General features: G+C 55.0%; 23 protein-coding genes. 16 read left to right on the top strand and 7 right to left on the bottom strand.

Features of this window, described 5'->3' with window-relative positions; genetic code table 11:
* Positions 1 to 2 precede the first annotated feature (2 nt).
* On the bottom strand, positions 3 to 962 hold the full coding sequence (locus ACIROY_RS20590; protein WP_402277937.1) for a LysR family transcriptional regulator: 960 nt from the start codon (positions 960 to 962) through the stop codon (positions 3 to 5).
* 164 nt (positions 963 to 1,126) lie between these two features.
* On the opposite strand from ACIROY_RS20590, the gene ACIROY_RS20585 reads away from it, so the two are divergent.
* From ACIROY_RS20585 to dnaA, 4 genes are all read left to right on the top strand, one after another.
* Positions 1,127 to 1,372: a hypothetical protein gene (locus ACIROY_RS20585; protein ID WP_402277938.1), complete on the top strand. Its 246-nt coding sequence runs from the start codon at positions 1,127 to 1,129 to the stop codon at positions 1,370 to 1,372.
* A gap of 495 nt (positions 1,373 to 1,867) precedes the next feature.
* Complete coding sequence (locus ACIROY_RS20580) at positions 1,868 to 2,188, top strand: hypothetical protein (RefSeq protein ID WP_402277939.1); 321 nt, start codon at positions 1,868 to 1,870, stop codon at positions 2,186 to 2,188.
* A gap of 303 nt (positions 2,189 to 2,491) precedes the next feature.
* Entirely contained in the window at positions 2,492 to 3,259 is a 768-nt protein-coding gene (locus ACIROY_RS20575; protein ID WP_402277940.1) for a class II glutamine amidotransferase, read from the top strand.
* A gap of 250 nt (positions 3,260 to 3,509) precedes the next feature.
* Positions 3,510 to 4,946, top strand: coding sequence for a chromosomal replication initiator protein DnaA (gene dnaA, locus ACIROY_RS20570; protein WP_402343832.1), 1,437 nt, complete (start codon positions 3,510 to 3,512; stop codon positions 4,944 to 4,946).
* 162 nt (positions 4,947 to 5,108) lie between these two features.
* Here dnaA and ACIROY_RS20565 read toward each other — a convergent pair whose 3' ends face one another.
* Entirely contained in the window at positions 5,109 to 5,354 is a 246-nt protein-coding gene (locus ACIROY_RS20565) for a hypothetical protein (protein ID WP_402278055.1), read from the bottom strand.
* Here ACIROY_RS20565 and dnaN point away from each other — a divergent pair.
* From dnaN to ACIROY_RS20525, 8 genes are all read left to right on the top strand, one after another.
* A complete protein-coding gene (dnaN, locus tag ACIROY_RS20560) occupies positions 5,277 to 6,383 on the top strand; it encodes a DNA polymerase III subunit beta (protein ID WP_402343829.1) in 1,107 nt (368 codons plus the stop codon). The genes ACIROY_RS20565 and dnaN overlap by 78 nt on opposite strands.
* Before the next feature lie 204 nt (positions 6,384 to 6,587).
* Positions 6,588 to 9,095: a DNA topoisomerase (ATP-hydrolyzing) subunit B gene (gyrB, locus tag ACIROY_RS20555; protein ID WP_402277943.1), complete on the top strand. Its 2,508-nt coding sequence runs from the start codon at positions 6,588 to 6,590 to the stop codon at positions 9,093 to 9,095.
* A gap of 967 nt (positions 9,096 to 10,062) precedes the next feature.
* Entirely contained in the window at positions 10,063 to 11,616 is a 1,554-nt protein-coding gene (locus tag ACIROY_RS20550) for a type I restriction-modification system subunit M (protein WP_402343826.1), read from the top strand.
* Positions 11,606 to 12,877: a restriction endonuclease subunit S gene (locus ACIROY_RS20545; RefSeq protein ID WP_402343823.1), complete on the top strand. Its 1,272-nt coding sequence runs from the start codon at positions 11,606 to 11,608 to the stop codon at positions 12,875 to 12,877. Before ACIROY_RS20550 ends, ACIROY_RS20545 begins: the two co-directional genes overlap by 11 nt.
* Entirely contained in the window at positions 12,874 to 13,935 is a 1,062-nt protein-coding gene (locus ACIROY_RS20540) for an SIR2 family protein (protein WP_402343820.1), read from the top strand. The genes ACIROY_RS20545 and ACIROY_RS20540 overlap by 4 nt, the downstream gene beginning before the upstream one ends.
* Entirely contained in the window at positions 13,935 to 17,015 is a 3,081-nt protein-coding gene (locus tag ACIROY_RS20535) for a type I restriction endonuclease subunit R (RefSeq protein WP_402344202.1), read from the top strand. Before ACIROY_RS20540 ends, ACIROY_RS20535 begins: the two co-directional genes overlap by 1 nt.
* Positions 17,016 to 17,695: 680 nt before the next feature.
* Positions 17,696 to 18,769, top strand: a complete 1,074-nt coding sequence (locus tag ACIROY_RS20530) for an HNH endonuclease (protein WP_402343817.1) — start codon at positions 17,696 to 17,698, stop codon at positions 18,767 to 18,769.
* Positions 18,770 to 18,895: 126 nt separating this feature from the next.
* On the top strand, positions 18,896 to 19,342 hold the full coding sequence (locus ACIROY_RS20525) for an SRPBCC family protein (protein WP_402343814.1): 447 nt from the start codon (positions 18,896 to 18,898) through the stop codon (positions 19,340 to 19,342).
* Here ACIROY_RS20525 and ACIROY_RS20520 read toward each other — a convergent pair.
* On the bottom strand, positions 19,339 to 19,710 hold the full coding sequence (locus ACIROY_RS20520; protein WP_402343811.1) for a hypothetical protein: 372 nt from the start codon (positions 19,708 to 19,710) through the stop codon (positions 19,339 to 19,341). The genes ACIROY_RS20525 and ACIROY_RS20520 overlap by 4 nt on opposite strands.
* 143 nt (positions 19,711 to 19,853) lie before the next feature.
* On the opposite strand from ACIROY_RS20520, the gene ACIROY_RS20515 reads away from it, so the two are divergent.
* Positions 19,854 to 20,123 carry a helix-turn-helix domain-containing protein gene (locus tag ACIROY_RS20515; RefSeq protein ID WP_402343808.1) on the top strand — a complete coding sequence of 90 codons (270 nt, stop codon included), beginning with the start codon at positions 19,854 to 19,856 and terminating at the stop codon, positions 20,121 to 20,123.
* 21 nt (positions 20,124 to 20,144) lie between these two features.
* On the opposite strand, the gene ACIROY_RS20510 is transcribed toward ACIROY_RS20515, so the two are convergent.
* Both ACIROY_RS20510 and ACIROY_RS20505 read right to left on the bottom strand, forming a co-directional pair.
* Positions 20,145 to 20,780 (bottom strand): ATP-binding cassette domain-containing protein, encoded by a 636-nt coding sequence (locus ACIROY_RS20510; protein ID WP_402343805.1) that lies wholly within the window; start codon positions 20,778 to 20,780, stop codon positions 20,145 to 20,147.
* 97 nt (positions 20,781 to 20,877) lie between these two features.
* Complete coding sequence (locus tag ACIROY_RS20505) at positions 20,878 to 21,393, bottom strand: DUF421 domain-containing protein (protein WP_402343802.1); 516 nt, start codon at positions 21,391 to 21,393, stop codon at positions 20,878 to 20,880.
* A 271-nt stretch (positions 21,394 to 21,664) separates the two neighbouring features.
* On the opposite strand from ACIROY_RS20505, the gene ACIROY_RS20500 reads away from it, so the two are divergent.
* The 3 genes from ACIROY_RS20500 to ACIROY_RS20490 all read left to right on the top strand — a co-directional run bounded on the left by ACIROY_RS20500 (position 21,665) and on the right by ACIROY_RS20490 (position 23,975).
* Complete coding sequence (locus ACIROY_RS20500; RefSeq protein ID WP_402343799.1) at positions 21,665 to 22,603, top strand: LysR family transcriptional regulator; 939 nt, start codon at positions 21,665 to 21,667, stop codon at positions 22,601 to 22,603.
* Between the two features lie 71 nt (positions 22,604 to 22,674).
* A complete protein-coding gene (locus tag ACIROY_RS20495) occupies positions 22,675 to 23,595 on the top strand; it encodes an ornithine cyclodeaminase family protein (protein WP_402343796.1) in 921 nt (306 codons plus the stop codon).
* Between the two features lie 173 nt (positions 23,596 to 23,768).
* Positions 23,769 to 23,975, top strand: coding sequence for a hypothetical protein (locus tag ACIROY_RS20490; protein WP_402343793.1), 207 nt, complete (start codon positions 23,769 to 23,771; stop codon positions 23,973 to 23,975).
* 6 nt (positions 23,976 to 23,981) lie between these two features.
* Here the strand turns inward: ACIROY_RS20490 and ACIROY_RS20485 are convergent, their stop codons facing one another.
* Both ACIROY_RS20485 and ACIROY_RS20480 read right to left on the bottom strand, forming a co-directional pair.
* Positions 23,982 to 24,311: a 4Fe-4S dicluster domain-containing protein gene (locus tag ACIROY_RS20485; RefSeq protein ID WP_402343790.1), complete on the bottom strand. Its 330-nt coding sequence runs from the start codon at positions 24,309 to 24,311 to the stop codon at positions 23,982 to 23,984.
* A gap of 20 nt (positions 24,312 to 24,331) precedes the next feature.
* A complete protein-coding gene (locus ACIROY_RS20480) occupies positions 24,332 to 24,703 on the bottom strand; it encodes a hypothetical protein (RefSeq protein WP_402343787.1) in 372 nt (123 codons plus the stop codon).
* Between the last annotated feature and the right edge of the window lie 60 nt (positions 24,704 to 24,763).

The raw sequence follows: 24,763 nt of genomic DNA, 5'->3' as shown, positions 1-24,763 counted from the left end.
CGTCAGCGCTTCATGTTGATACGACCGAATTCGTCATGAGTTGTTGCAACTAAATGCGCACGCAGCCATTTATGGGCCGGATTTCGCGCATCCCGTTCATGCCACAACATGTCTACATGCTCCTCCGGCGTTTTGAACGGGAGCTCTTTCACCACAAGGACTTCCGTCATGCCGGTGGCGGCAATCAGATGGCGCGGCAGCACCGTGATCAGCTCCGAACTGGCGACGATGCGACCGGCCGTGAAGAACTGGTTCACCGTCAGCAAAATCTTACGTTCGCGTCCCATTCCCGCGAGGACATCATCGATCACGGCGTGGGGTTTGCCTGACAGACTGACCAGCAAGTGGTCGGCGGCGCAATACGTGTCGAGTGTCAGTTCCTTGTCGGCCAGCGGATGGTTCTTGTGCATCACGCAGACGTACTGGCCGGTGTAAAGACGTTCATGGCTGATCTGGGTCTTGACCGTGCCCTGGCCGTCGGCCAGTTGCGCCGTCACGCCCGGGAAAAATCCCACCGCCAGATCGACGTCGCCGCGCAGCAGCATGGCGCGCGGATCGCGTGTAGTCAGCGGCATCATGCGGATCTTCAGGCGCGGCGCGTCGCGCATGATGGTGCGCACCAGCGACGGCAGCCACAGCGCCGCAGTCGCATCGACCATCGCCATGCGGAAGGTATTCTGCGCGCGCGTCACGTCGAAGGTTTCGGGGGTGATCACCGCTTCCAGTTCCGACAGCGCGCGACGCACGGTCGGCCACAGTTCTTCTGCGCGCGGCGTCGGCTTGACGCCGTGAGCGGTGCGGATCACCAGTTCATCGTTGAGTGTGTCACGCAGGCGGCGCAGCGCGTTGGACACGGCCGGCTGGGTCATCGCCAGCAGATTGGCCGCGCGCGTCAGGTTTTGCTCCGTCATCACGGCGTCAAAGACGCGCAACAGGTTCAGGTCGAGAGTAAGGAAGCTCATGTCAGCCGCGCCCCATAAGGCAGAGAAAGGGAAAGAGAAAAATCCCGGGTAAAAAAATTAGTATTCACAAACGGTATAACTGATATCTGAAAACGAAATTGGTAAAGGCAGTCGGGCATCATTACACTGCAATGCAACATAACACATTTCGCAAGGAGTCCATCATGACTACATTGACCGCCAATTACTCGTCGAAGACCACTGCAACCGGTTCCAGCAAGCTCGGCGCCGCACTGCGCAGCATCTTCGTCCGCTTCGTCCAAGCCCACGAATCGCAAGCCGCCCTGATGACCGCTGACTACAACAGCAAGGTCGAAGGCGCTTCGCAACTGAACCGCCTGGCCAACAAGTTCGAATCCAGCCAGCCTAACCTGGCAGCTGAACTGCGCTTCATCGCGTCGCGCGGCTAATCAGCAGCTTATTCAGATTCGACAGGCCGGCAACATCGGGCGACAGAATCTGGCAACAAGCTTTTGCAGCAACACTACAGTATGGCGATGTAGTGCGCGGAACCACCCGGTAACGACGCATTTCAGCGCTTCTGTAGGGCAACAACGGTTTCAGTCCTGAGCTTCTCAGGCCCGCGTCCTGGCGCGTATGCAGGCAAACAAGCCCGCAGCGATCGCGCGACATGGGAATCTGTCCGGCGTCTCCTCCTCCCTCTTTAGGAAGGATTTCCCCGCAAGCTTCGGCTTTGCGGGGATTTTTTTGTCTACGGAGTCCGGTGATTGTTCGAGAGCCCCCTCCACAAGCCTTGAGCATACTGCATCCCGTGCCTTATTCACAATCCCTATATCTGATATCCCCAGTCTAAATTGGCACTCCCGTGCTGAAAAACCTATACTGCATTGCAACAACAGAGCAATTACGCTCAAAAGCAGTTTCATATCAGGGAAATCAATATCATGTCCGTCCTCGCCATCGCCTTTCCAGTTGAAGCCGCCGTACCGGTCGCGCAATCGCTGATCGGAGCCAGTCTCGCGCTGACGCGTCCGCTGCTGGGCCTGGGTGCGCTCGTGACCCTGCTGATGGTATTCAAGCCCTTGCTGGCCGGCATCATGCGCGCCGTCGTCGCCTTCTTCGTGCCGCGCAAGTCGTTCGAGCAACGTGTCGCCGCCCACCGTTTCAGCGGCGTGCGCATGCTCAACCGCATGGCCAACGACTACAGCGGCAGCCAACCGAATTTTGCAGCCGAGCTGCGCAACCTGGCCGCGCGCGACAACTGATCGCCGCCAGGGAGTAAGCCTGACTCAAGCTTATTGGTAAGGCATATTTGTCACGCTCATTTAAAGATTAGCAGTACGTACCGCGTCTCCTCCTCCCTCTTCAGGAAGGATTAGCCCCACGAGCCCCAATTCGTGGGGCTTTTTTTATGTGCGTTCACTTATTTGACTGCCATTTGTGGAAATCAACCGGGTTTTGAGCGATTTCACCCGACAACGGCTTTCTCGCGCCATGCCCGCGTGATAACGTAGGGTCTGGTTTTCCTCTCTTCTTTATTACTCCAGCCTCACCGCTTCGCCGACATCATGTGCCAGTTACTCGGGATGAATTGCAACACGCCCACCGACATCGTTTTCAGTTTCACCGGTTTTGCAACCCGCGGCGGTTTGACGGATCACCACAGCGACGGCTGGGGCATCGCGTTTTTTGAAGGTTCCGGCGTGCGCCACTTCGTCGACTACCAGTCGGCGGTCAGTTCGCCGGTGGCCGAACTGATCAAGAGCTGCCCGATCAAGTCGCAGCACGTCATCGCCCACATCCGCAAAGCCACGCAAGGCCGCGTCTCGCTGGCCAATTGCCATCCCTTCGTGCGCGAGCTGTGGGGGCGTTATTGGGTATTCGCCCACAACGGCGATCTGAAGAATTTCACCCCCACGCTCGACGGCCCTTATCGCCCGGTCGGCACCACCGACAGCGAAATGGCGTTTTGCTACCTGCTGCAGGAACTGCGCACGCGCTTTGGCGACACATTGCCGACGTTGGCGGAATTAACGCCGGTGTTGCGCGAACTTACCGCAAATATCGCCGGACATGGCCCGTTCAACATGCTGTTGTCGGACGGCTCGGCGCTGTTTTCGCATTGCTCGACCAATTTGTATTACATCATCCGCCAGCACCCGTTTGCCTCGGCACACTTGTCCGATCAGGACGTCTCGGTGGATTTCTCCGAGGTCACCACTGCCAATGACCGCGTCGCGGTCATCGTCACCCAGCCCCTCACCACCAACGAGACCTGGACCCAGTTCGCCCAGGGCGAACTGAAAGTCTTCGTCGACGGCGCCGTGGTCGGCTAAGTTATCCGGGCGGCAAGTTTTCGCCGCCGGACCCCCTGCCTCTTTATGTCGCACTCCTTCGATATTTCCGGCGAAGCTTTTGCCAGCTATCGATATACATTTTTACTCTGTCAAAAACCGCCCCTGCCTGTGGATAACTTTTCCCGGTCAGAGTAAAATGGCGCACTTATTGTGTTGATATCGGGCGCTCCAGGATTCCTTCAGCCCAAGCCGGTCAATACGCATCCCACCCGTTTTTATAAGAAGATTCATGGAAAATTTCTGGCAAGCTTGCTCCGCAAAGCTGGAGCAAGAGTTGACGCCGCAGCAATACAGCGCATGGATCAAGCCCCTCGCCCCGCTTGATTACGAAGATGGCCGCTTGCGCATCGCCGCGCCCAACCGTTTCAAGCTCGACTGGGTCAAGACCCAGTTCGCCAGCCGCATCACCACCATCGCCTCGGAATACTGGGAAACCCAGATCGAAGTCTTGTTCGTGCTCGACCCGCGCGTCGGTGAAGCACGCCGCGCCGCCGCAGCCGCTGCACCGCAGGGCTCGGGTCAGGGCCAGGGCGCCGGTCCCGGTCAACCTCACCACGTCGGCAACATCCTCGACGGCTATCCGACCGGCATCCAGGAATCCATCGTGCAGCCGGCGCCGCCGCCGCATGTGGCGCCGCGCCAGGAACTGTCGCGCATCAACTCGGTGCTGACCTTCGACAACCTCGTCACCGGCAAGGCCAACCAGCTCGCGCGCGCCGCCGCCACCCAGGTCGCCAACAATCCCGGCGTGTCCTATAACCCGCTGTTCCTGTACGGCGGCGTCGGCCTCGGCAAGACCCACGTCATCCACGCGATCGGCAACCAGGTGCTGGCCGACAACCCCAACGCCAAGATCCGCTACATCCACGCCGAGCAATACGTGCGCGATGTGGTCACGGCCTACCAGCGCAAGGGTTTCGACGATTTCAAGCGCTATTACCACTCGCTCGACCTGCTGCTGATCGACGATATCCAGTTCTTCGGCGGCAAGAGCCGCACCCAGGAAGAGTTTTTCTACGCCTTTGAAGCCCTGATCGCCGCCAAAAAGCAGATCATCATCACCAGCGACACCTATCCCAAGGAAATCAGCGGCATGGATGACCGCCTGATCTCGCGCTTCGATTCCGGCCTGACGGTCGCCATCGAGCCGCCCGAGCTCGAGATGCGCGTCGCCATCCTGATGAAGAAGGCCACCCTCGAAGGCGTGGTCCTGTCCGACGACGTCGCCTTCTTCGTCGCCAAGCACCTGCGCTCCAACGTCCGCGAGCTCGAAGGCGCGCTGCGCAAGATCCTGGCCTACTCCCGCTTCCACGGCAAGGATATCACCATCGATGTCGTCAAAGATGCCTTAAAAGACCTCTTGTCCGTCCAAAACCGTCAGATCTCCGTCGAAAACATCCAAAAGACCGTCGCCGACTTCTTCAACATCAAAGTCGCCGACATGTATTCCAAGAAGCGTCCGGCCAATATCGCCCGTCCGCGCCAGATCGCCATGTACCTGGCCAAGGAACTGACGCAAAAGAGCCTGCCGGAAATCGGCGACCTGTTCGGCGGCCGCGACCACACCACGGTGCTGCACGCGGTCCGCAAGATCTCCGCCGATCGCACCAAAAACCCGGAATGCAACCACGAGCTGCACGTGCTCGAGCAGACCCTGAAAGGTTGATCCGGCAACCCCAATTTACTGCTGTAACTGGGGTTGATTTGATACAATGAGAGAGTTGGTCCGGTTTGCCTTGGCGGTGTTTTTGTTGTCATTTAAGCACTGCGGGAGAGAGGCAAAACCGTAAGCGAGGATGGCATCGTCGCGCTGCAGTAAAAGCGCCGGTCAGTGGTAAGTCGGCGCAAACGCAACGAAGCCCTTTTCAAATTGCAGCGCATTTGCAGAAACTCCGGCAAAACTGGGCGCAAACGGTTGACCATGCCGGATTGCAGACAGAATTTGAAAGCGGCTTTCAGCATCCTTTAAACCATTATCAACAAGGATAAAAAGACTATGCAATTGGTCAAAACCCAACGAGATACGCTTCTCCGGCCACTGCAAATAGTGAGCGGTATTGTCGAGCGTCGGCACACATTGCCGATTCTGGCCAATATCCTCATTCGCAAGGACGGCGAAAAGGTGTCTTTCCTGTCCACCGACATTGAAGTGCAGATCACCACGCACGCCGAAGTCGGCTCCGGCAGCGATGTCACCGCCACCACCGTCGCCGCGCGCAAGCTGCTCGACATCCTGCGCGCCCTGCCCGACTCGGGCGAAGTCACCGTCACCCTCGCCAACAAGCGCCTCACGGTGCAGTCCGGCAAGTCGCGCTTCGCGCTGCAAACGCTGGCCGCGGAAGAATTCCCGACCGTCGCCCAGGCCGAGCACTACAACGCTCAGGTCACGCTGCCGCAAAAGACCCTGAAGCACCTGTTCAACATGGTCCACTTCTCGATGGCGCAGCAAGACATCCGTTACTACCTCAACGGCCTGCTGCTGGTCGTCGAAGGCAAGAACGTGATCGCGGTCGCAACAGACGGTCACCGTCTGGCGTTCTGCCAGGTCGCCACCGAGCAAGAGTTCCCGCGCCAGGAAGTCATCATCCCGCGCAAGACCATCATCGAACTGCAGCGCCTGCTGGAAGAAAACGACGACCCGGTCCAGCTCGAGATCGCCAACAACCAGGTCAAGCTGACCTTCGCCGACATCGAGCTGATTTCCAAGCTGGTCGAAGGCAAGTTCCCCGACTACACCCGCGTGGTGCCGAAGGGCTACAAGAACAACTTCACCATCGGCCGCGAACAGCTGCTGCGCTCGCTGCAACGCGCCGCGATCATGACCAGCGACAAGTTCAAGGGCGTGCGCTGGGTGGTTGCTCCCGGCAGCCTGAAGATCAGCTCCACCAACGCCGATCAGGAAGAAGCGGTTGAAGAACTCGAAATCGACTACGGCGGCGACAGCGTCGACATCGGTTTCAACGTCACCTACCTGCTCGACGTGTTGAACAACCTCAAGGGCGACTTCGTCAACATCGCCCTGGGCGACGCCAACTCCTCCGCATTGATCACCATTCCCGACAATGCCGATTTCAAATACGTCGTCATGCCGATGCGCATTTGATTTCAGTTAGCCGAAAGCAGACGAGGGGCCGTGCATACACGGCCCTTCGCCACTTTCAGGAATTCGGTTTTGCATCGGCATTGCGTCGATATTGCGTCAGTTTTGCATCTTCCTCGCACCGGATTCCACCAGTTTCAGAGCAATACCCGTGTATTTCCTTAGCAGTCAGTCAGGCAGTTCCGTTAGTTTTTTCAGAAGGTAGCCATGTCCCAATCGTCCCAAGCGCCAGCAGACAACACCGATCAACCGCAACAAAATCAATATGGAGCCTCCTCCATCCAGATTCTGGAAGGTTTGGAAGCCGTCCGCAAGCGCCCCGGCATGTACATCGGCGACACCTCTGACGGCACCGGCCTGCACCACCTCGTGTTCGAAGTCCTGGATAACTCCATCGACGAATCGCTCGCCGGTCATTGCACCGAAATCCACGTCACCATCCACTCCGACAACTCGATCTCCATCACCGACAACGGCCGCGGCATCCCGACCGGCATCAAGATGGACGACAAGCACGATCCCAAGCGCTCCGCCGCCGAGATCGTCATGACCGAGCTGCACGCCGGCGGCAAGTTCGACCAGAACTCCTACAAGGTCTCCGGCGGCCTGCACGGCGTCGGCGTGTCCTGCGTCAACGGCCTGTCCAAACTGCTGCGTCTGACCATCCGCCGCGACGGCAAGATGTACGGCATGGAATTCGTGCGCGGCATCCCGCAAGACCGCCAGATCGAAACCATCGACGGCGTGCAAGTCTCGCCGATCAAGGTGCTCGGCGACACCGACAAGCGCGGCACTGAAGTCCACTTCTGGGCCGACGAAGAAATCTTCACCCACGTTGAATTCCACTACGAAATCCTGGCCAAGCGCATCCGCGAACTGTCCTTCCTCAACAACGGCGTGCACATCCGCCTGACCGACCAGCGCACCGGCAAGGAAGAAGACTTCGCCTTCGAAGGCGGCACCCGCGGTTTCGTCGAATACATCAACAAGAACAAGAGCATCCTCAACCCGACCATCTTCCAGGCCACCGGCGAGCGCATGTCGGACCAAAACACCAACATCAGCGTCGACGTCTCCATGCAATGGAACGACGCCTACAACGAACAGGTGCTCTGCTTCACCAACAACATCCCGCAACGCGACGGCGGCACCCACCTGACCGGCCTGCGCGCCGCGATGACCCGCGTCATCAACAAGTACATCGAAGAAAACGACTTCGCCAAGAAGGCCAAGGTCGAAGTCTCCGGCGACGACATGCGCGAAGGCCTCACCTGCGTCCTGTCCGTCAAAGTCCCCGAGCCGAAGTTCAGCTCGCAGACCAAGGACAAGCTGGTCTCAAGCGAAGTGCGCGGCCCGGTCGAAGAAATCGTCGCCAAGACCCTCACCGACTTCCTGCAAGAGCGCCCGAACGACGCCAAGATCATCTGCGGCAAGATCGTCGAAGCAGCGCGTGCGCGCGAAGCAGCCCGCAAGGCGCGCGAACTGACGCGCCGCAAGGGCGTCATGGACGGCCTCGGCCTCTCCGCCAAACTGGCCGACTGCCAGGAAAAGGATCCGGCGCTGTGCGAACTCTACATCGTCGAGGGTGACTCCGCGGGCGGCTCGGCCAAGCAAGGCCGCGACCGTAAATTCCAGGCCATCCTGCCGCTGCGCGGCAAGGTCCTGAACGTCGAAAAAGCCCGCTTCGAAAAGATGCTTTCCTCCGAGCAGATCACGACGCTGATCGCCACCCTCGGCACCAGCATCGGCCCGGACGAATTCAACGCCGACAAGCTGCGCTACCACCGCATCATCATCATGACCGATGCCGACGTCGACGGCGCCCACATCCGCACGCTGCTGCTCACGCTGTTCTATCGCCAGATGCCGCAACTGGTCGAACGCGGCCACATCTACATCGCCCAGCCGCCGCTCTACAAGGTCAAGGCCGGCAAGGACGAGCGCTACCTCAAGGATGACGTCGAAGAAGCGCATTACATGATGCAGATCGCCCTGAACGACGCAGAGCTCGTCCCAAGCGAAGGCGCAGCCCCGATCAGCGGCGCCCCGCTGACCGAACTGGTCCGTCAGTACAACACCGCCAACGCCATCATCATGCGCCTGACGCGCATGATCGACGCCACCGCGCTGTCAGCCATCATGACCGGCGTCACGCTGCAACTCAACACCGCAGCAGAAGCCGAGCAATCCGCCGCCAGACTGAAGGCCGCCATCAACGAACCGGGCATCGACGTCATCGTCCGCTCCGACGAGCTGACCGACAAGCACATCCTGCGCATCCAGCGCATGTACCACGGCAACATCAAGGTCACCGCCATCGACACCGACTTCGTCAACGGCCCTGACTACCAGGTGCTGGCCAACGCAGCGGCAACCTTCCGCGGTCTCATCGGACGCGGCGCACTGATCCGCCGCGGCACCGGCGACAAGATCAAGGAAAGCGCCATCAGCGACTTCCACCAGGCCATGGCATGGCTGCGCGAAGAAGCCGAACGCGGCGTCAGCAAGCAGCGCTACAAAGGTCTGGGTGAAATGAATCCGGAACAGCTGTGGGAAACCACCATGGACCCAACCGTCCGCCGCCTGCTCAAAGTGCAAATCGAAGACGCGATCGCCGCGGATCAGATTTTCATGACGCTGATGGGGGATGACGTGGAACCGCGTCGCGCGTTTATTGAGTTGAATGCGCTGCAGGCTGGGAATATTGATGTTTGATTTTTGTGTTGTAGGGGTGTCAGAGAAGGGGGAAATTGTCTCATTCATGTGACAATTAAATTTCCACATTGATGACAGTCCCCACATTTTCGGTATTTAGTCTCAATAGCTGAAATACAAAGTAATTGCGCAAAAAAAAGCCTCGATTGACCTGAGGCTTTTTCACGTGTTCACTCGTAGAATTGATTCTCTCCAATTGATCCACCTTCCAGCGCCTGGCGAAGGCTGCGACACGATCGTACGACCCCCTCGTACTCAGTGCTCATAGCTCCAATGGAGCTGTTTTAACGTGCGACGTTGCTCGCGTGATTTGGCCACCTCAGTCTTTAACCACGCCGAGAGTTTGAGTGTGTACTTGCCCAGATAACTTCCAGGGTGTCTGTCTGCTTAGGCTGGCTTGGTGATTTCCGCGCGAATAATATCGCCTGGCGGTGTTGCTTAAGATGCCTAAACACCTGGCGATTCTCGCAATGGGACCTCGTCACGAAGGTGTCAGCGCCGAATAATATCTAGTAGTGCTACGTTGGTGTCTGAACTGGCCCAGTTCACGATGCAAATCAACAAACATTTCGCTTAGCGTGGGTGTAAATAACGCGTCTAAACACCCTTTCATTCAAGACACGCCTTCTTTCACAGATCCTCCATTAAGAACGTTTATATATTGCATGAGTGCAATATATCTAAACCATTCTATCCAGTAGGTTTTGGCTCTTGTATTGAAAAGAAGCACCTAGTACGACAACGTTTTTTTAATTGTATTTGATAAACATTTGCGATTGCTAACGGATGGCTTTGTAATTGGCTAGGGATCTGCGGGGAAATTTCTAGCAGGCTCTACGATTTGATGATATTAATTAATGTAAAAAAGCAAGATTGGAGAACCTTCGATCCAACAAAGTTCAGCTCTACGCCATAATGCAGAGCGGTACTTCCAGCAATCTCCGGCTGTATACAACGAATCAAGAAAATGATTGAAGACATAAAAAAAACTCTCTGGGCAACTGCCGATAAGCTACGGGCAAACATAGATGCCGCCGAATACAAGCACTTGGTACTCGGTTTAATTTTTGTCAAATATATTTCTGACACTTTTCAGGCCCGCCGTGAAGAGTTAAATCGACGCTTTTCTGACCAGAACGACGAATACTTCCTGCACACAACCGATGCGGTACTGTTGATCGAAGAATTGGAAGACCGTGATTATTATCGCGAAGTCAACGTGTTCTGGGTACCGGAAGCAGCCCGATGGGAAAGTGTACGGGCTAATGCTAAGCAGCCAGATATTGGCAAACGCATTGACGATGCTTTGTCACTGATCGAAATTGAAAATCCCAAACTGAAGGGCATACTGGACAAACGGTATGCCCGCGCTCAGTTGCCTGATGGCAAGCTCGGCGAATTGGTCGATCTCGTGTCTCAGATCGGTTTCGGCGTCGATGCAAGCGCTGCCCGCGATGTACTCGGACAGGTTTATGAATATTTTCTTGGGATGTTTGCCAGCGCTGAGGGCAAGCGAGGCGGTCAGTTCTACACACCTGCGAGCATCGTGAAAACACTGGTTGCTGTACTTGCACCACATCATGGCAAGGTCTATGACCCGTGCTGTGGTTCGGGTGGGATGTTCGTACAATCAGAGCGTTTTATTGAAGCTCATGGCGGTAAGTTAGGCGATGTCAGTATTTACGGACAAGAGGCTAATCCAACAACGTGGCGCCTGGCAGCGATGAATCTTGCTATTCGAGGTATCGACTTCAACTTTGGCCGAGAACCTGCTGACACCTTCACTCGCAATCAACATCCAGACTTGCGTGCGGATTTCATTTTGGCAAATCCCCCATTTAATATTAGTGATTGGTGGCACGCCAGTTTAGAAGGCGATTCACGCTGGGCTTACGGAACTCCGCCACAGGGTAATGCCAACTATGCCTGGTTGCAGCACATGCTATATCACCTGAAACCATCGGGCCGAGCCGGCATTGTGCTTGCAAATGGGAGTATGAGTTCAAGTCAAAATAGCGAAGGTGACATTCGCCGGGCGATGTTAGAAGCAGATGTGGTTGAAATAATGATTGCCTTGCCAGGTCAACTGTTTTTCAACACGCAAATCCCCGCCTGCCTGTGGTTTCTCGCCAAGCAAAAGACAGTTCGTAAAAGTGAAGTCCTTTTCATTGATGCAAGTAAGCTCGGCAGCATGGTTAGCCGGGTTCAGTGTGAATTCACTGATGAGATCATTAATGATCAGATCGCTGGGACGGTTGCCGCTTGGCGCGGTGAAAGCACGAGCCCCTACGTCAATGTCCCAGGTTTCTGCCGCAGCGTCCCGCTTGCTGAAATTGCAGAACATGGCTACGTACTTACTCCCGGACGCTATGTTGGTACAAAAAAAGTAGACGACGACGACGAAGCCTTTGCCGACAAAATGCAGAAACTTACGGCGACACTTGGTGAGCAGATGAAAAAGGGCGCAGAGCTGGACACGTTAATTCGAAAGAAACTCGAAGGTCTGGGCTATGAGTTCTGATTGGCCGCTGACATCAATAGCCCAACTTGCAGGTGATTGGAAAGGCTCCATGGCCGTAGGGCCATTTGGGTCGCGCATGAAGGCTGATTTATATGTTTCGTCTGGGGTCCGAGTGATCCGTGGCAACAACTTGAATGGCTGTAGAGAGCCCGAAGGCGACTACGTATTTGTCTCGGAGGAAACTGCAGATTCGTTAGCGAGTTGTTGTGTTGAACCTGGCGATCTTGTTTTTCCCCATCGCGGCAACATCGGGGAAGTCGGTATCACACCAGATGACGGATATCGATACATGCTGTCAACGAGTTTGATGAAGTTGTCTCCCGATCGCACGAAGGTAGATCCTCTGTATTTGATGTATTACTTCAAGAGTCCAATTGGTCGTGCAGCTTTGTTGATGAATGCCTCTCAGGTTGGAACGCCTGGCATAGCAACACCATTGAAGTCTTTGCGCGGAATTCAATTGTCCTTGCCACCGCTTGAGCTTCAGCGCCGCATTGCAGCGACACTGAGCATACTTGACGACCGTATTACTCTCTTGCGTGACACCAATGCCACGCTTGAAGCACTCGCCGAAGCTACTTTCAAATCATGGTTTGTCGATTTCGATCCAGTTAGAGCTAAGGGCCGAGGCCAAATTCCAGAAGGCATGGACGAGATGACGGCGACGTTGTTTCCTAGAAGTTTTGATGAATCAGGCTTGGGCTCAATTCCCGCTGGATGGGGGGTCGGTACGATTGATGATTTACTGGAACTTGCTTATGGCAAAGCGTTGAAATCGACTGATCGGATTGAAGGATCTATTCCAGTCTATGGCTCTGGCGGTATAACGGGGTTCCATAACGAGTCATTGGTGGCAGGTCCATCTATCATCGTCGGTCGCAAGGGTACTGTAGGTAGCCTGTATTGGGAGGACCGACCATTTTTCCCAATTGATACGGTGTTCTATGTCAGGACAACAAGACCACTTACTTACTGTTTCTATTTGCTAAAGACGCTTGGGCTCGAAAACATGAACACGGACGGCGCAGTGCCGGGGTTGAATAGAAATAATGTGTATAGACTAAATGTAGTGATGCCATCAAAACCTATCCTTCAAGCGTTTGATGGGTTAGTCACCATATTTCGGACCAAAATTTCCTCAAATAACGAAAGGATTAAGAGCCTTGCTACGTTGCGTGACTCTCTGTTACCGCGGTTGATCTCGGGACAAATCCGCATCAGTGAAATTGAATATACGCTTAATCGTGGCGAGGCAACATGAAGTGGCTTGAAGCGAGGTTCAAGGAAGATTTATCCAGCGAAGAAAATCTTGCCGTCAGCAACGGACAGGTCGTAATTCGTAGCCGATCTTGGACAGCGGCTGAGCTCATCGATCTGATTGGAGTGCAAGACGAAAATGGTAAGAATTTACTGCTCGACGAAATGTTTGATGACTGGCTAGCTGAATATAAAGAGCGGCAAATTGAGCTGGCAGACGATATCTTGCGTCGGTTCGAATTGGAAGATCGCTTTCGACGCCTATCGGAAGCGCATCGAGCCCATAACGTCATACCATTTGTTGGTGCTGGACTTTCGATGCCAAGTGGCTATCCGAGTTGGACACGGTTTTTGCAAAAACAACGCAAGCAAACGGCGATTTCTGAAGTTGACTTTGAGGCGCTGCTGGAACAAGGAGAGTATGAGCAAGCAGCTCAACAGATTGCGAATGCGCAGGGCGTGGCATTCAATGAGGCCGTGGACAATACGTTCGGCTGTACCAGAGATCTGCATGGCCCTATTGAGATGCTTCCCTATGTGTTTCCGGATAGTGTAGTAACGACTAACTTTGACAACACGTTGGATCGTATATATCAAAACGCAGGGAGGCCATTTACAGAAAAATTGACCGGTGCTGATTCTCATCAAATACGCCGACAGATGTTGGCGGAGTGTCGAATCTTACTGATGTTACATGGCAAAGCTACGTCGGGACGCGGCCGAATTCTGACCCAAATGGAATACGACCAGCATTACATTGACGGCGTAACGTTGGCCTCTACAATTCACGCCATTTGTGATTCTCGCAACCTACTGTTTTTAGGTTGCAGCTTGACCGTTGATCGAACGTTGGCAGCTATTAAAGCAAGGGTCGCAGAAGTCGGACACGACAATTTGCCGCGACACTACGCGTTTCTGGAGGAGCCAGAGACCGAACAAATTCGGATTCGACGACAAGCAGAGCTAGCTGAATGCCATATCTATCCAATTTGGTTTCCCGCCGAAACGCACAATGAATCAATTGAAGCACTTTTAGTGAAGCTCCAAGAGGCGAGTCAATGATGACCGAAGACCAATTAGAAAATGAGGCATTGGGATGGCTGCAAGAAGTTGGTTATCGATACTTGAATGGTTACACGATTTCACCCGATGGTGATGCGTCGGAACGCGACAACTACGTACAACCGTTTTTGATTGGCCGTGTTCGTAATGCGATAGATCGACTCAATCCCACGATTCCGACGATCGCTCGCGAGGATGCGTTGAAACAGGTAACGGACTTAGGTGTACCCGCAATGTTGTCGGCAAACCGCCATTTTCATAGCTTAGTCGTTAACGGCGTACCTGTGAATTACCAGATAGAGGGAGAAACACGGGGCGACTTTGTACGTTTAGTTGATTTTTCCGATGTGGACGCCAATGAATGGCTGGCTGTTAATCAATACACTCTTAAAGGCCCAAAGCATACCCGCCGCCCCGACATCATTCTATTTGTGAACGGCTTGCCATTGGTACTGTTGGAGCTGAAGAATCCAGCGGACAAGAATGCTTACATCTGGAAAGCATTCGATCAGATACAAACGTACAAAGAGCAGATACCAGATGTTTTCTATTACAACGAAGTGTTGGTCATCTCCGACGGTAGTGAAGCTCGCTTTGGCTCTCTATCGAGTAACCAGGAACGCTTCATGCAGTGGCGCACTATTGATGGTCACACAGTTGACCCATTAGGACAGTTTAACGAGCTAGAAACTTTAATTCGTGGTCTGCTCGCTCCGGCTTATCTTCTGGATTACCTTCGTTTTTTCGTGTTATTCGAAGATGACGGTGGTCTGACCAAGAAGGTCGCCGGCTATCACCAGTTTCACGCGGTCCGTGCGGCCATTGAACACGTAGTAGTTGCATCACGACCTGGCGGTAGCCATAGGGGTGGTGTCGTCTGGCATACACAGGGAAGCGGTAAGAGCATCACAATGACTTGCTTTGCTGCACGAGTGATGCGCGAATCTGCGATGCAAAATCCAACAATTGTGGTCATTACTGACCGCAATGATTTGGATGGACAATTATTTGGCGTGTTCTCCTTAGCGCAAGATCTGTTACGTGAGCAACCGGTGCAGGCGGAAACTCGTGGCGATCTACGCGCGAAGCTCGGCAATAGGCCATCAGGGGGTATCGTGTTCGCCACTATCCAGAAGTTTATGCCAGGTGAAGATGAAGATAGCTTCCCAGTGCTATCGGATCGCAGCAATATTGTTGTGATTGCTGACGAAGCCCACCGCACGCAATACGGCTTTGAGGCCAAATTCAAAGAGAATGCTAAGGGCTATCAAGTTGGTTACGCACAGCATCTGCGTGATGCGTTACCTAATGCGACTTTCGTAGCATTCACTGGCACGCCTGTTTCCAACGAAGATCGCGACACTCGTGCAGTGTTTGGCAATTACGTTCATGTTTATGACATGCAACAAGCTAAAGATGATGGAGCGACCGTCGCAATTTTCTACGAGTCGCGCCTTGCAAAGCTGGGTTTAGAGGCTGCAAAAATTGACGACCTTGACGCAGAAGTCGACGAGCTATCAGAAGGCGAAGACGCCAACGAGCAATCCAAACTGAAAAATAGATGGGCGGCATTGGAGAAAGTGGTTGGGGCTGAGCCTCGTATTGCTAGAGTTGCTACTGATCTAGTAAGGCATTTTGAAGAACGCGCCAAAGCGCAGAGTGGTAAAGCAATGGTGGTGGCAATGAGCCGTGAAATCTGTGTCCATTTATATGACGAAATAATTAAATTGCGTCCCGAATGGCATGATGACGATCCGGCCCAAGGTACGATCAAGATTGTTATGACGGGTTCCGCCAGCGATAAGCCTTTACTGCGGCCACATATCTATTCCAAGCAGATCAAGAAAGAGCTGGAAAAGCGTTTTAAAGATTCCGCAGACCCGCTACGCATGGTAATTGTGCGCGACATGTGGCTGACAGGATTTGACGCGCCGTGTGTGCACACGTTGTATGTGGACAAGCCCATGAAGGGCCACAGCCTTATGCAAGCTATTGCACGGGTAAACCGGGTGTTTAAAGATAAGCAAGGCGGTTTGGTTGTTGATTACATCGGCATTGCCAATGAACTTAAGCAGGCGTTGAAAGAATATTCCGCCAGCAATGGCCGTGGTCGCCCGGTCGTAGACGCGCACGAAGCCTATAGCTTGCTGGAAGAAAAGTTGGGGGTACTACGAGCTATGCTGCACGGTTTTAGCTACCGCGATTTTTTGAGTGGCAGTCACAAACTACTGGCTGGTGCTGCTAACCGCGTGCTTCTTGAAAAGGACGGTAAAAGGCGGTGGGCGGACCATGCTTTGGCAATGAGCAAAGCATTTTCCCTATGTTGTACTCTCGACGAAGCCAAAGCCGTGCGTGACGAAGTGGCGTTCTTTCAGGCAATCAAAGTGTTACTTACAAAGCGCGAAATTAGCGCTAAGAAAAAAACGAATGAAGAACGCGAACTGGCGATTCGCCAAATCATCGGATCTGCGGTCGTATCTGATCAAGTTGTAGATGTTTTTGAGGCGGTTGGATTGGACAAGCCGAATATTGGTCTGCTTGATGATGCGTTTTTGGCTGAGGTGCGCAATTTGCCCGAGCGGAACCTCGCAGTAGAGCTGCTTGAACGTCTGCTTGAAGGGGAAATAAAAAGTAAATTTGGCGGCAACGTAATCCAAAACAAGAAGTTCTCGGAGCTGCTTACTGACGTCATAAAACGTTATCAGAATCGCTCCATTGAGACCGCCCAGGTCATCGAAGAACTCATTCAGTTAGCGAAGAAGTTCAAGGATGCAGCCAATCGCGGCGAAAGCCTTGGATTGACTGATGATGAAATTCGTTTCTATGATGCTCTTGCGAACAATGAGTCTGCCGTTCGAGAACTCGGCGATGAAACGTTGAAGTTGATTGCCCATGAACTGACTGAGAATCTTCGACAAAATATCAGTGTCGATTGGTCACAGAGAGAAAGCGTCCGAGCAAAACTGCGACTGATGGTGAAGAGAATTTTACGAAAGTATAAATACCCCCCTGACCAACAAGAAGAGGCGATTCAAATTGTATTGCAACAGGCGGAAAGTTTAAGCAGCGAATGGACCTAGTCTCAAGGCGGTCGGCATTTATATTTAAGGCGTGATGACACTCATTCGGCCATATTCAAAAAGTGTCGATTTGCGCCGAGAATTGACCCATTAACGGCATAAATTGCACCGGGAATTACCCCATGTTTAAAACACAATTCTGCCGATGACTATAAGCAGGAGCTCGGAGTGATCGACGTGGCATTGCTAGGTATTATTTGACGCTGGCACCTTCGTGACCAGGTCTCACTGCGAGAGATCGCCAGGCGTTTAGACATCCCCGCAACACCATCAGACGATACATTCGTGCGAACACCATTGAGCTAGCTTGCCCAGACAGGCGTCCACGGAGTTCTCTGGACAAGTACACACTCAAACTCTCCGCCTGGTTAAAGATGGAAGCCGCCGAGCCACGTCGTACGTAAAACAGCCGTACTTGGAGCTGCAAGCGTTGCGGTATGAAGGGTCGTACGAGCGGGTCACAGGTTCTCCAGAGGCTGGAAGGTGGATCAATTGGATAGGGTCAGTTCCGTGAGCAAAATCAACACGACACCCTCATATAGTCGATCCTTCTCAGGCACATTGCAGCCACACCATCAACACGGTTCAGCGGGCGTGATATCCTCAAAAGAACTATTTTGCTCTCCCTAGAAATGTAAATGCCCGGGGAAAGTTAACTAAAATCACAATCAAAGTATTCAATGGGAACTACACCAATTGAGTTAGCAGAAGAGTTTCTTTTCCAAACCGTGATACACCCAGCGTTGGATAGTGAACTGTCCGACGAGATGAAACGCAAAGTTAGTTATTCAGGCGGCTGGATCTCCCGGTTCAAACGAGTTGGTGATCTCTTGGTATATTTAAAACGTTTTAACCTAGGTAATGAAGCACCTATATACAAAGAGATGAAGCGCTTTGGTCTCACAACGTTTGAAGACATCGTTGGAGATTTCGAAATCCGTTTTGGACGATGGGCCAACGATTGCTCTCGTATTACAGACTTTGAAATTGGCCGCGAGTATGACGTACACGACATTCTAATTTTAGCCCGGCATTACAATACTCAAGCCGGAGGTATGTTTGTCCTAGAGGCAAACAAGAATGCGATAGCGGCAATCATCAAAGCGACGCTCCAAGATGGTCAATATCCCAATGAATGGATTGAAGAAGGCACTTTGCTAAAGTACTACTTGAAAAGCAAAAGAGAAAAGAACAGTGAGAAAGCCAACTTTGGAGAATATTTTAAAGAAAATAAAGCGATTCTCGAAGTTCAGGACCTGCCGATATTGACCTTCTCACGACCTTCAAATTCAGGTCGTTTTGTCTTCCGCGGCATATTTAAGTACGAGAATATAGTTCGACAAGTAGACGGTTCTAAGGCGTTCATTCTGCGCCTAGAAGATCGACAACCGGAGACGATTGCCATTGACGCCCACTACGCAAATTCAAAGCTTGCGAACGCGGTTCGTGTCTCATCTCAATCACCTCGCGAACAAAGACTTCTTAGATTAGCCGAAGCACCGACGAAACCATCAGCTATACGAGTGTTCTCCACCGCATATCAGCGTAATCCCGATGTCATAAGCGAGGTCCTATTTCGATCTAAAGGCGTATGTGAAGAATGCAATCGAGGAGCACCGTTCAATCGAAAAAGTGATGGAACACCCTTCCTCGAAGTTCATCATCGACTACCTCTGGCCGCAGGCGGGGACGATACTATTGAAAATGCACTCGCGCTATGTCCCAACTGCCATAGAGAACAGCACTACGGATAGTTATTAAAAATAGCCAGGGGAGCAACGGAAACCAATACAGACATCATTTATGATGACGTAGCGGGTGTTCATAAAATTTATTATTTTGATTTTCCAACAACAGAAAGATTTAAGCGGGGACTCACCATGGCAACAGGAACCGTAGAACTCCACCGCATCCTCCGCACCACCCCCGACAAAATCTACCGCGCCTTCACCGACGCAGACGCCCTCGCCAAATGGCTCCCGCCCTACGGCTTCACCTGCACCGTGGAGCATCTGGAAGCCAAAGTCGGCGGTACCTTCCGCATGTCGTTTTCGAATTTCACCAGCGGCAATGGCCACTCTTTCGGTGGTGAATACAAGGAGCTGGTGCCGGGCGAGCTGGTTCGCTACACCGACAAGTTTGACGATCCGAATCTACCTGGCGAAATGCAGGTGACGGTGAAGTTGAAGCCGGTTTTAGTTGGCACGGAAGTGCGCATTACGCAGGCGGGGATTCCGGAACTGATTCCGGTGGAGATGTGTTATCTCGGTTGGCAGGAGTCGCTTCTGCAGCTGGCCAATCTTGTTGAGCCGAATATTCCCGGCTAACGATACTTTCTTGACCATCGGAAGCGGACTACCGTCCTCGTCAGTATGGGCGGCAGCGCCATCGCTTCCTTGGTGGCTTCACGCAATAATCTGACCGTCTCCATATAGGTCTCTCGCGATGCTGCCGTGGAGACGGCGGGCAAGCTCAGCTCAAGCAAAGCGCAGGCATGGGTTGCGTTGTCCTCGCCCCGGATCGAATCCTTGCGCACGATGACTTCCAATCGGAAGTCTGTTGCGGCTGCAAACGCATCCGGCTTTTGCTTCAGCACAAATCGGTCGGTGATGCGCTGTGCCGCTTCAGCGGCTTGCTCGGCTAGAAAATCATCGAGCTCTGCCATCTGCTTCCAGGCGATGGCGAAGAAGCTCATCTGTTTAACCATAGTGACGGACTCATCTGCGAGACGTTTAATGAGCAAAATATATCTTTAATTGCTCTTTATGTCACTCATAGTTTACATTGAGTCATCTATAGTTAGTGGACTGTAAGTTTCAATCCTCGGATGCTTACGGCATGAAAAAGCCAAAAGCATCTATCTCCGCACGAGAAATATTCGGACAGAATTTGCGCCGCGCCCGACGTTTGAAGGACGTATCCCAGGAAGACCTCGCTCTGCGGGCAGAGCTCAGCCGCACCTACGTCAGTGAAGTGGAACGTGCGGTACGCAATATCTCCATCGACAACATGGAGTTGTTGGCGGTCGCGTTGGGGATTCCGTTGAAGGATCTGCTGAACCCGGATCTGTTTGCATCGCTTGAAGATCACATCAGCTCGGGAAAATAAGCCGCGTAGCCAGAACAAAACTCAGTCGCCCAGGTCGACGACCTCGCGCGCCCCAATCTCCTCCGGCGTCTCATAAAAACTGGCAACCCAAACCTGCGAACTCTGCTCACCCTCCTCCGCAAAACCCGCCAGCACCTCGCTCACAAAATTGATCGAGCTCTTGTCCAGGCTGGCGAACGGATCATCCAGCAAATTCACCGCCGCGCCTGCGGCAAATGCCCCCGCCAGATACACCTTGCGCTTGCTGCCGGTCGACAGCATGAACAGCTTCTTCTCCGCATGCGGCGTCAGCGACAGGCCTTCCAATAATTCCGGCAGCGCGGCCTCGTCGAAGCCGGGGAATCTCGCCTTCACCGATGCAAAATATTCCGGCACGCTCAGTTGGTCGTAGGCTTCCGTGCGTGGGTCGACGTAGTAGACCTGCTGCTGGTATTGCGCGGCTTGTTCATCCAGGCGGATGCCGTTGATGGCCAGTTGGCCGTTGCTTGCCTTGAGCTCGCCGGCCAGCACGCGGATCAGGCTGGTCTTGCCGCGACCGTCGCCGCCGCGGATCACGGTGACGCCGGCGGGGAGGGCCAGCGAGAGGTTCTTGAACACCTCATGGTCGGGGTAGCCGAAGCTCAGGTCGGTGGCTTGCAGGATGGTCGGGCTGGTCATCGGATTCGGTGGATTCTGTGGCTGTGCTTGGTTGATGGTGTCGTCAGGTATTGATGCACTGACGCGAGAGGCGATTGTAAATCACGTGCCGGCTGGATCAGTGCAGCCGCTCCGTCGGTGCATTCGCATCACGCAGCGTAATCGTGATCTCCCCATTCCGCTCCAGCACCGCACGCGCCACGTGCTCGAGCGTGGCGCCGTCTTCCTTCTTGCGCAGGGCGACGTCGATGTCGCGATCGCTGATCAGGCCGGCGCGCATCTGGTGCGGGTCTTTGCGGCCGTCCTTGACGAGCAGGCGTTCAGTGCCGCTGATGAGGTCGTCGAGCCAGGCCCAGCGCGTGACCAGCACGCCGATCAGGCGGTGCAGCAGCACCAGCACGGCGCCGGCGGCGAGCGTGGGCGGCAGCGGCGAGGCGCCGACGATGGCGCGGCTCAGGATCGCGCCCAGCAAGACCGTGATGCACAGGTCGAAGGCGCTGCGCTGGCCGAACGAGCGGCGCCCGGCGATGCGCAGGAAGATCAGCGTGAAGCAGAACACGATCAGCGCCCGGATCGCCATGGCGGCGGCGCTGAGGTCATTGGAGGCGTCGATGAACTGGCGGATGTCTTGCATGCGGTTTCCTGAGGTGTGCTGAATACTGAACGATGGGGCGGCGGTGCGCGAGCCGCCATTGTGCATGAGCTGCCGTGGCGCGCGCCAGTTTCAGGCCTTGGTGCAGGTGTTTAAAGTGTTGTCGCAAAGGCAATGCCGAAACGGCATGGGACATTCCCATGCCGTATTTGTATAGTGTCATGCCGGAAAGTATGCGGCTCCGCAGGGCCCGCACCCCGCCGGCACGACACCTCCAATTACCTGCACAACCAGCAAAAAAGAGCGCGAACAAATGGAAATCAAATGGGTGGAAGACTTCCTGTCGGTGGTCGAGACGCTGAACTTCAGCCGCTCGGCCAAGCTGCGCAATGTCACGCAGCCGGCCTTCGGTCGCCGCATCCGTTCGCTGGAGGCCTGGCTCGGCGCCGAGCTGTTCGACCGTTCCACCTACCCTTGCGCGCTGACCTCGGCGGGCGAGTCCTTCGTGCCGATCGCGCGCGAGATGCTCAACCAGTCGACCCAGGCGCGCCTGATCCTGCGCGGCCAGTTGGCCGGGGCGCAGGCGACCGTGAAGTTCGCCATGCCGCACACGCTGCTGCTGACTTTGTATCCCAAGCTGCTGTCCGAAATCGAGAAGTGCACCGGCGCCATGGCGACCACGGTGCAGGCCACCAATGTGCACGATGCCGTGATGGCATTGGTCGAGCGTCATTGCGACCTGCTGATCTGCTATCACCATCCGCAGCAGGGCATCGACCTCGACGCCGAGCGCTACGCCATGCTGTCGCTCGGCAAGGAGCCGCTGCGTCCTTATGTCAAGGCCATCGGCAAGGGCGTGCCGAAGTACACGCTGCCGGGCACGGCGAGCGAGCCGGTGCCGTTCCTGAGTTACTCTTCCTATTCCTCGCTGAGCCGCATCGTCGAGAAGCAGCTCAGCGCCAGCCCGCGCCCGGTGCACGTGTTCCGCCGCTTTGAGTCGGACCTGGCCGAGGGCTTAAAAAGCATGGTGCTGGAAGGCCATGGCGTGGCCTGGCTGCCGGCCAGCGCGGTGACGCGCGAAGTGGCCGAGGGCAAGCTGACGCTGGCGATCGCGCCCAACGACAACGAGGCGCTGTCGACCGGCCTGTGGAGCGACGAGATGGACATCCGCGTGTACCGCCGCATCGACGACGCCCGTCCCGATCTGGATCGCATCTGGGCTTGCCTGCGCGCCGCGCACGCAGTGCGCTAAACCCTTGCGCTAGCAACTGCAAATTACAAGATTTCGTTTCTGCATCAACCAACGTTTAGAAGAGGACCACCGTGAAGCTCATCACCAACCAGCAAGTCAGCGAACTCGTCACCACCGCCGACGCCGTGCAAGCCATGCGCGAAGCCTTCGCCGCAGCCGGCAGCGGCGCGCAGCAAGCGCGCGTGCGCACCAGCGCATCCAACGGCGTGATGCTGTCGATGATGGGCGCGGTGATCCCTGATGCGGGCATCGCCGGCGCCAAGGTCTACACCACCATCAAGGGTGCGTTCAAGTTCGTCATCACGCTGTTCTCGACCGAGACCGGCGCGCCGCTGGCGACCATCGAGGGCGACACCATGACCGGCCTGCGCACCGCTGCCGCGACCGCAGTGGCTTGCGATGCGCTGGCGCGCAAGGACGTCGACACGCTGGCCATCATCGGCACCGGCGTGCAGGCGCGTTCGCACATTCCGGCGCTGCTGCAGGTGCGCAAGTTCAAGGAAATCCTGATCGCCGGTTTGTCCGGACAGCAGGAGCTGGCTGACGAAGTGACAAAAGCTTACGGCGTGCCGGCGCGCGTGGTGGAGATCGACGAAGCCGCGCGCCAGGCCGACGTGCTGGTGACCGTCACGCGCGCGACCACGCCGCTGTTCTCGGGCGACCTGATCAAGCCGGGCGCTTTCGTCGCCGCCGTCGGCGCCAGCAAGGCCACCGTACGCGAACTGGACGACGTCGCCATCAAGCGCGCCGCTGCGCTGGTGGTCGAGTGGAAGCCGCAGGCGCAGGTCGAAGCCGGCGACCTGGTGCAATGCGCACCGGGCACCTTCGACTGGGCCAACGTGTGGGAGCTGGGCCAGGCCGTCGACGGCAGCATCGGTTATCAGCGCAAAGAGGGTGATATCGTGATCTACAAGGCCATCGGCATCGGCCTGGAAGACGTGGCGCTGGCCGGCCTGGCGTATCGCAAGGCGGCGGCGCAGAACGGCTGGTAACACGTATTGCTGAAGTAACAGCGTTATTGCAAACGGCGGCCTGCGGGTCGCCGTTTTGTTGTGGAGGCCGTGCGGTCTGTTCTCCTACGCCATCTTGCGGCACTGTCCGATGTCCATTGCGCGTGCGGGCGACTACAGTGAAAGTCATTCCCTCAGAATCGACAGGTACCGTCATGTCCAATCGTCCCGTTTTACATCTCCCGCAGTCGGCAGACAATGCCGCCAAGACCGACAATGCTGATACCCAGGTCAACCCCGACCACGAATACGAGGACTCAACCGAGTCCAAACTCGACCACAGCAAGCCGCCGCATCACGACAAGACAGCAGCTGACATCAAGCACAAGGATGAGCCGCAGATTTCGGTCGGCAAGCCGTAAGGAAAATCAAGCGGCGCGCACTAGCGTGATCGCCTGTTCCGGGCAAGCCGTGACGCACAGGCCGCAGGCACGGCAGGCATCAGCGTTCGGAGTGTAGGCGACGTGCATGCCGTGCACGCGCAGTTTGAATTTGTTGAGCATGCCCAGCGACTGGTAGTCGGCGTCGTCGATGCGGCGGATTTCAAAAACGTCTTCCGGACACACCACCAGGCAATCGCCCTTCCCTTCGCAACGTTTCAGATTGACCGCCGGGACGATGACGCCCGGGGTTTGTTTGCAGCCGCTGGCAGAGTGCGTGTGCGGCTGCGATTGCTGTTGCTGCAAAGTTTGATTCATTTTTTTGATCAGCGATGGCGTCAGACGCCACCGGAAGTCGGGTCTTTGGCATCGGCGACGCCGTTGCGCTCGTTGCGATTCCAGCGCTCGCGCCAGCCGCGCATTCCGCGCATGCCCTGTTTGAATTTTTCGCGTTCTTCCTCGCTCATCTGTTCCCAGCGCTGGCGGTGTTGGTGGTGGCAGCCGCGTCCGCGGAAGCCGCCGAACAGGATCTTGCACAGCACGAACAATCCCAAGGCATGCAAATAATCAATCTGTTGCGCACCGCTGAACAGGGACGGCATCAGCCAGTTCCACAGCGACATGACGACAAAGCCGAGTGCGGCGACGCCGGCGATGATGAAGACCAGGATCTTCCAGAATTTTCGTTTGCAGTTCATTGGGCCGTTCATTTTTTTCCTCCGTTACAGATGAGATAGATTAAAAGTGGAATTCAACGTGGTTCAGTCGAA

The sequence above is a fragment of the Herbaspirillum sp. NPDC101396 genome, assembly GCF_044767365.1.
Taxonomy (GTDB): Bacteria; Pseudomonadota; Gammaproteobacteria; order Burkholderiales; family Burkholderiaceae_D; genus Herbaspirillum.
Note: the sequence above shows the minus strand (reverse complement) of the source record. Positions and strands in the feature narration are given on the sequence as shown.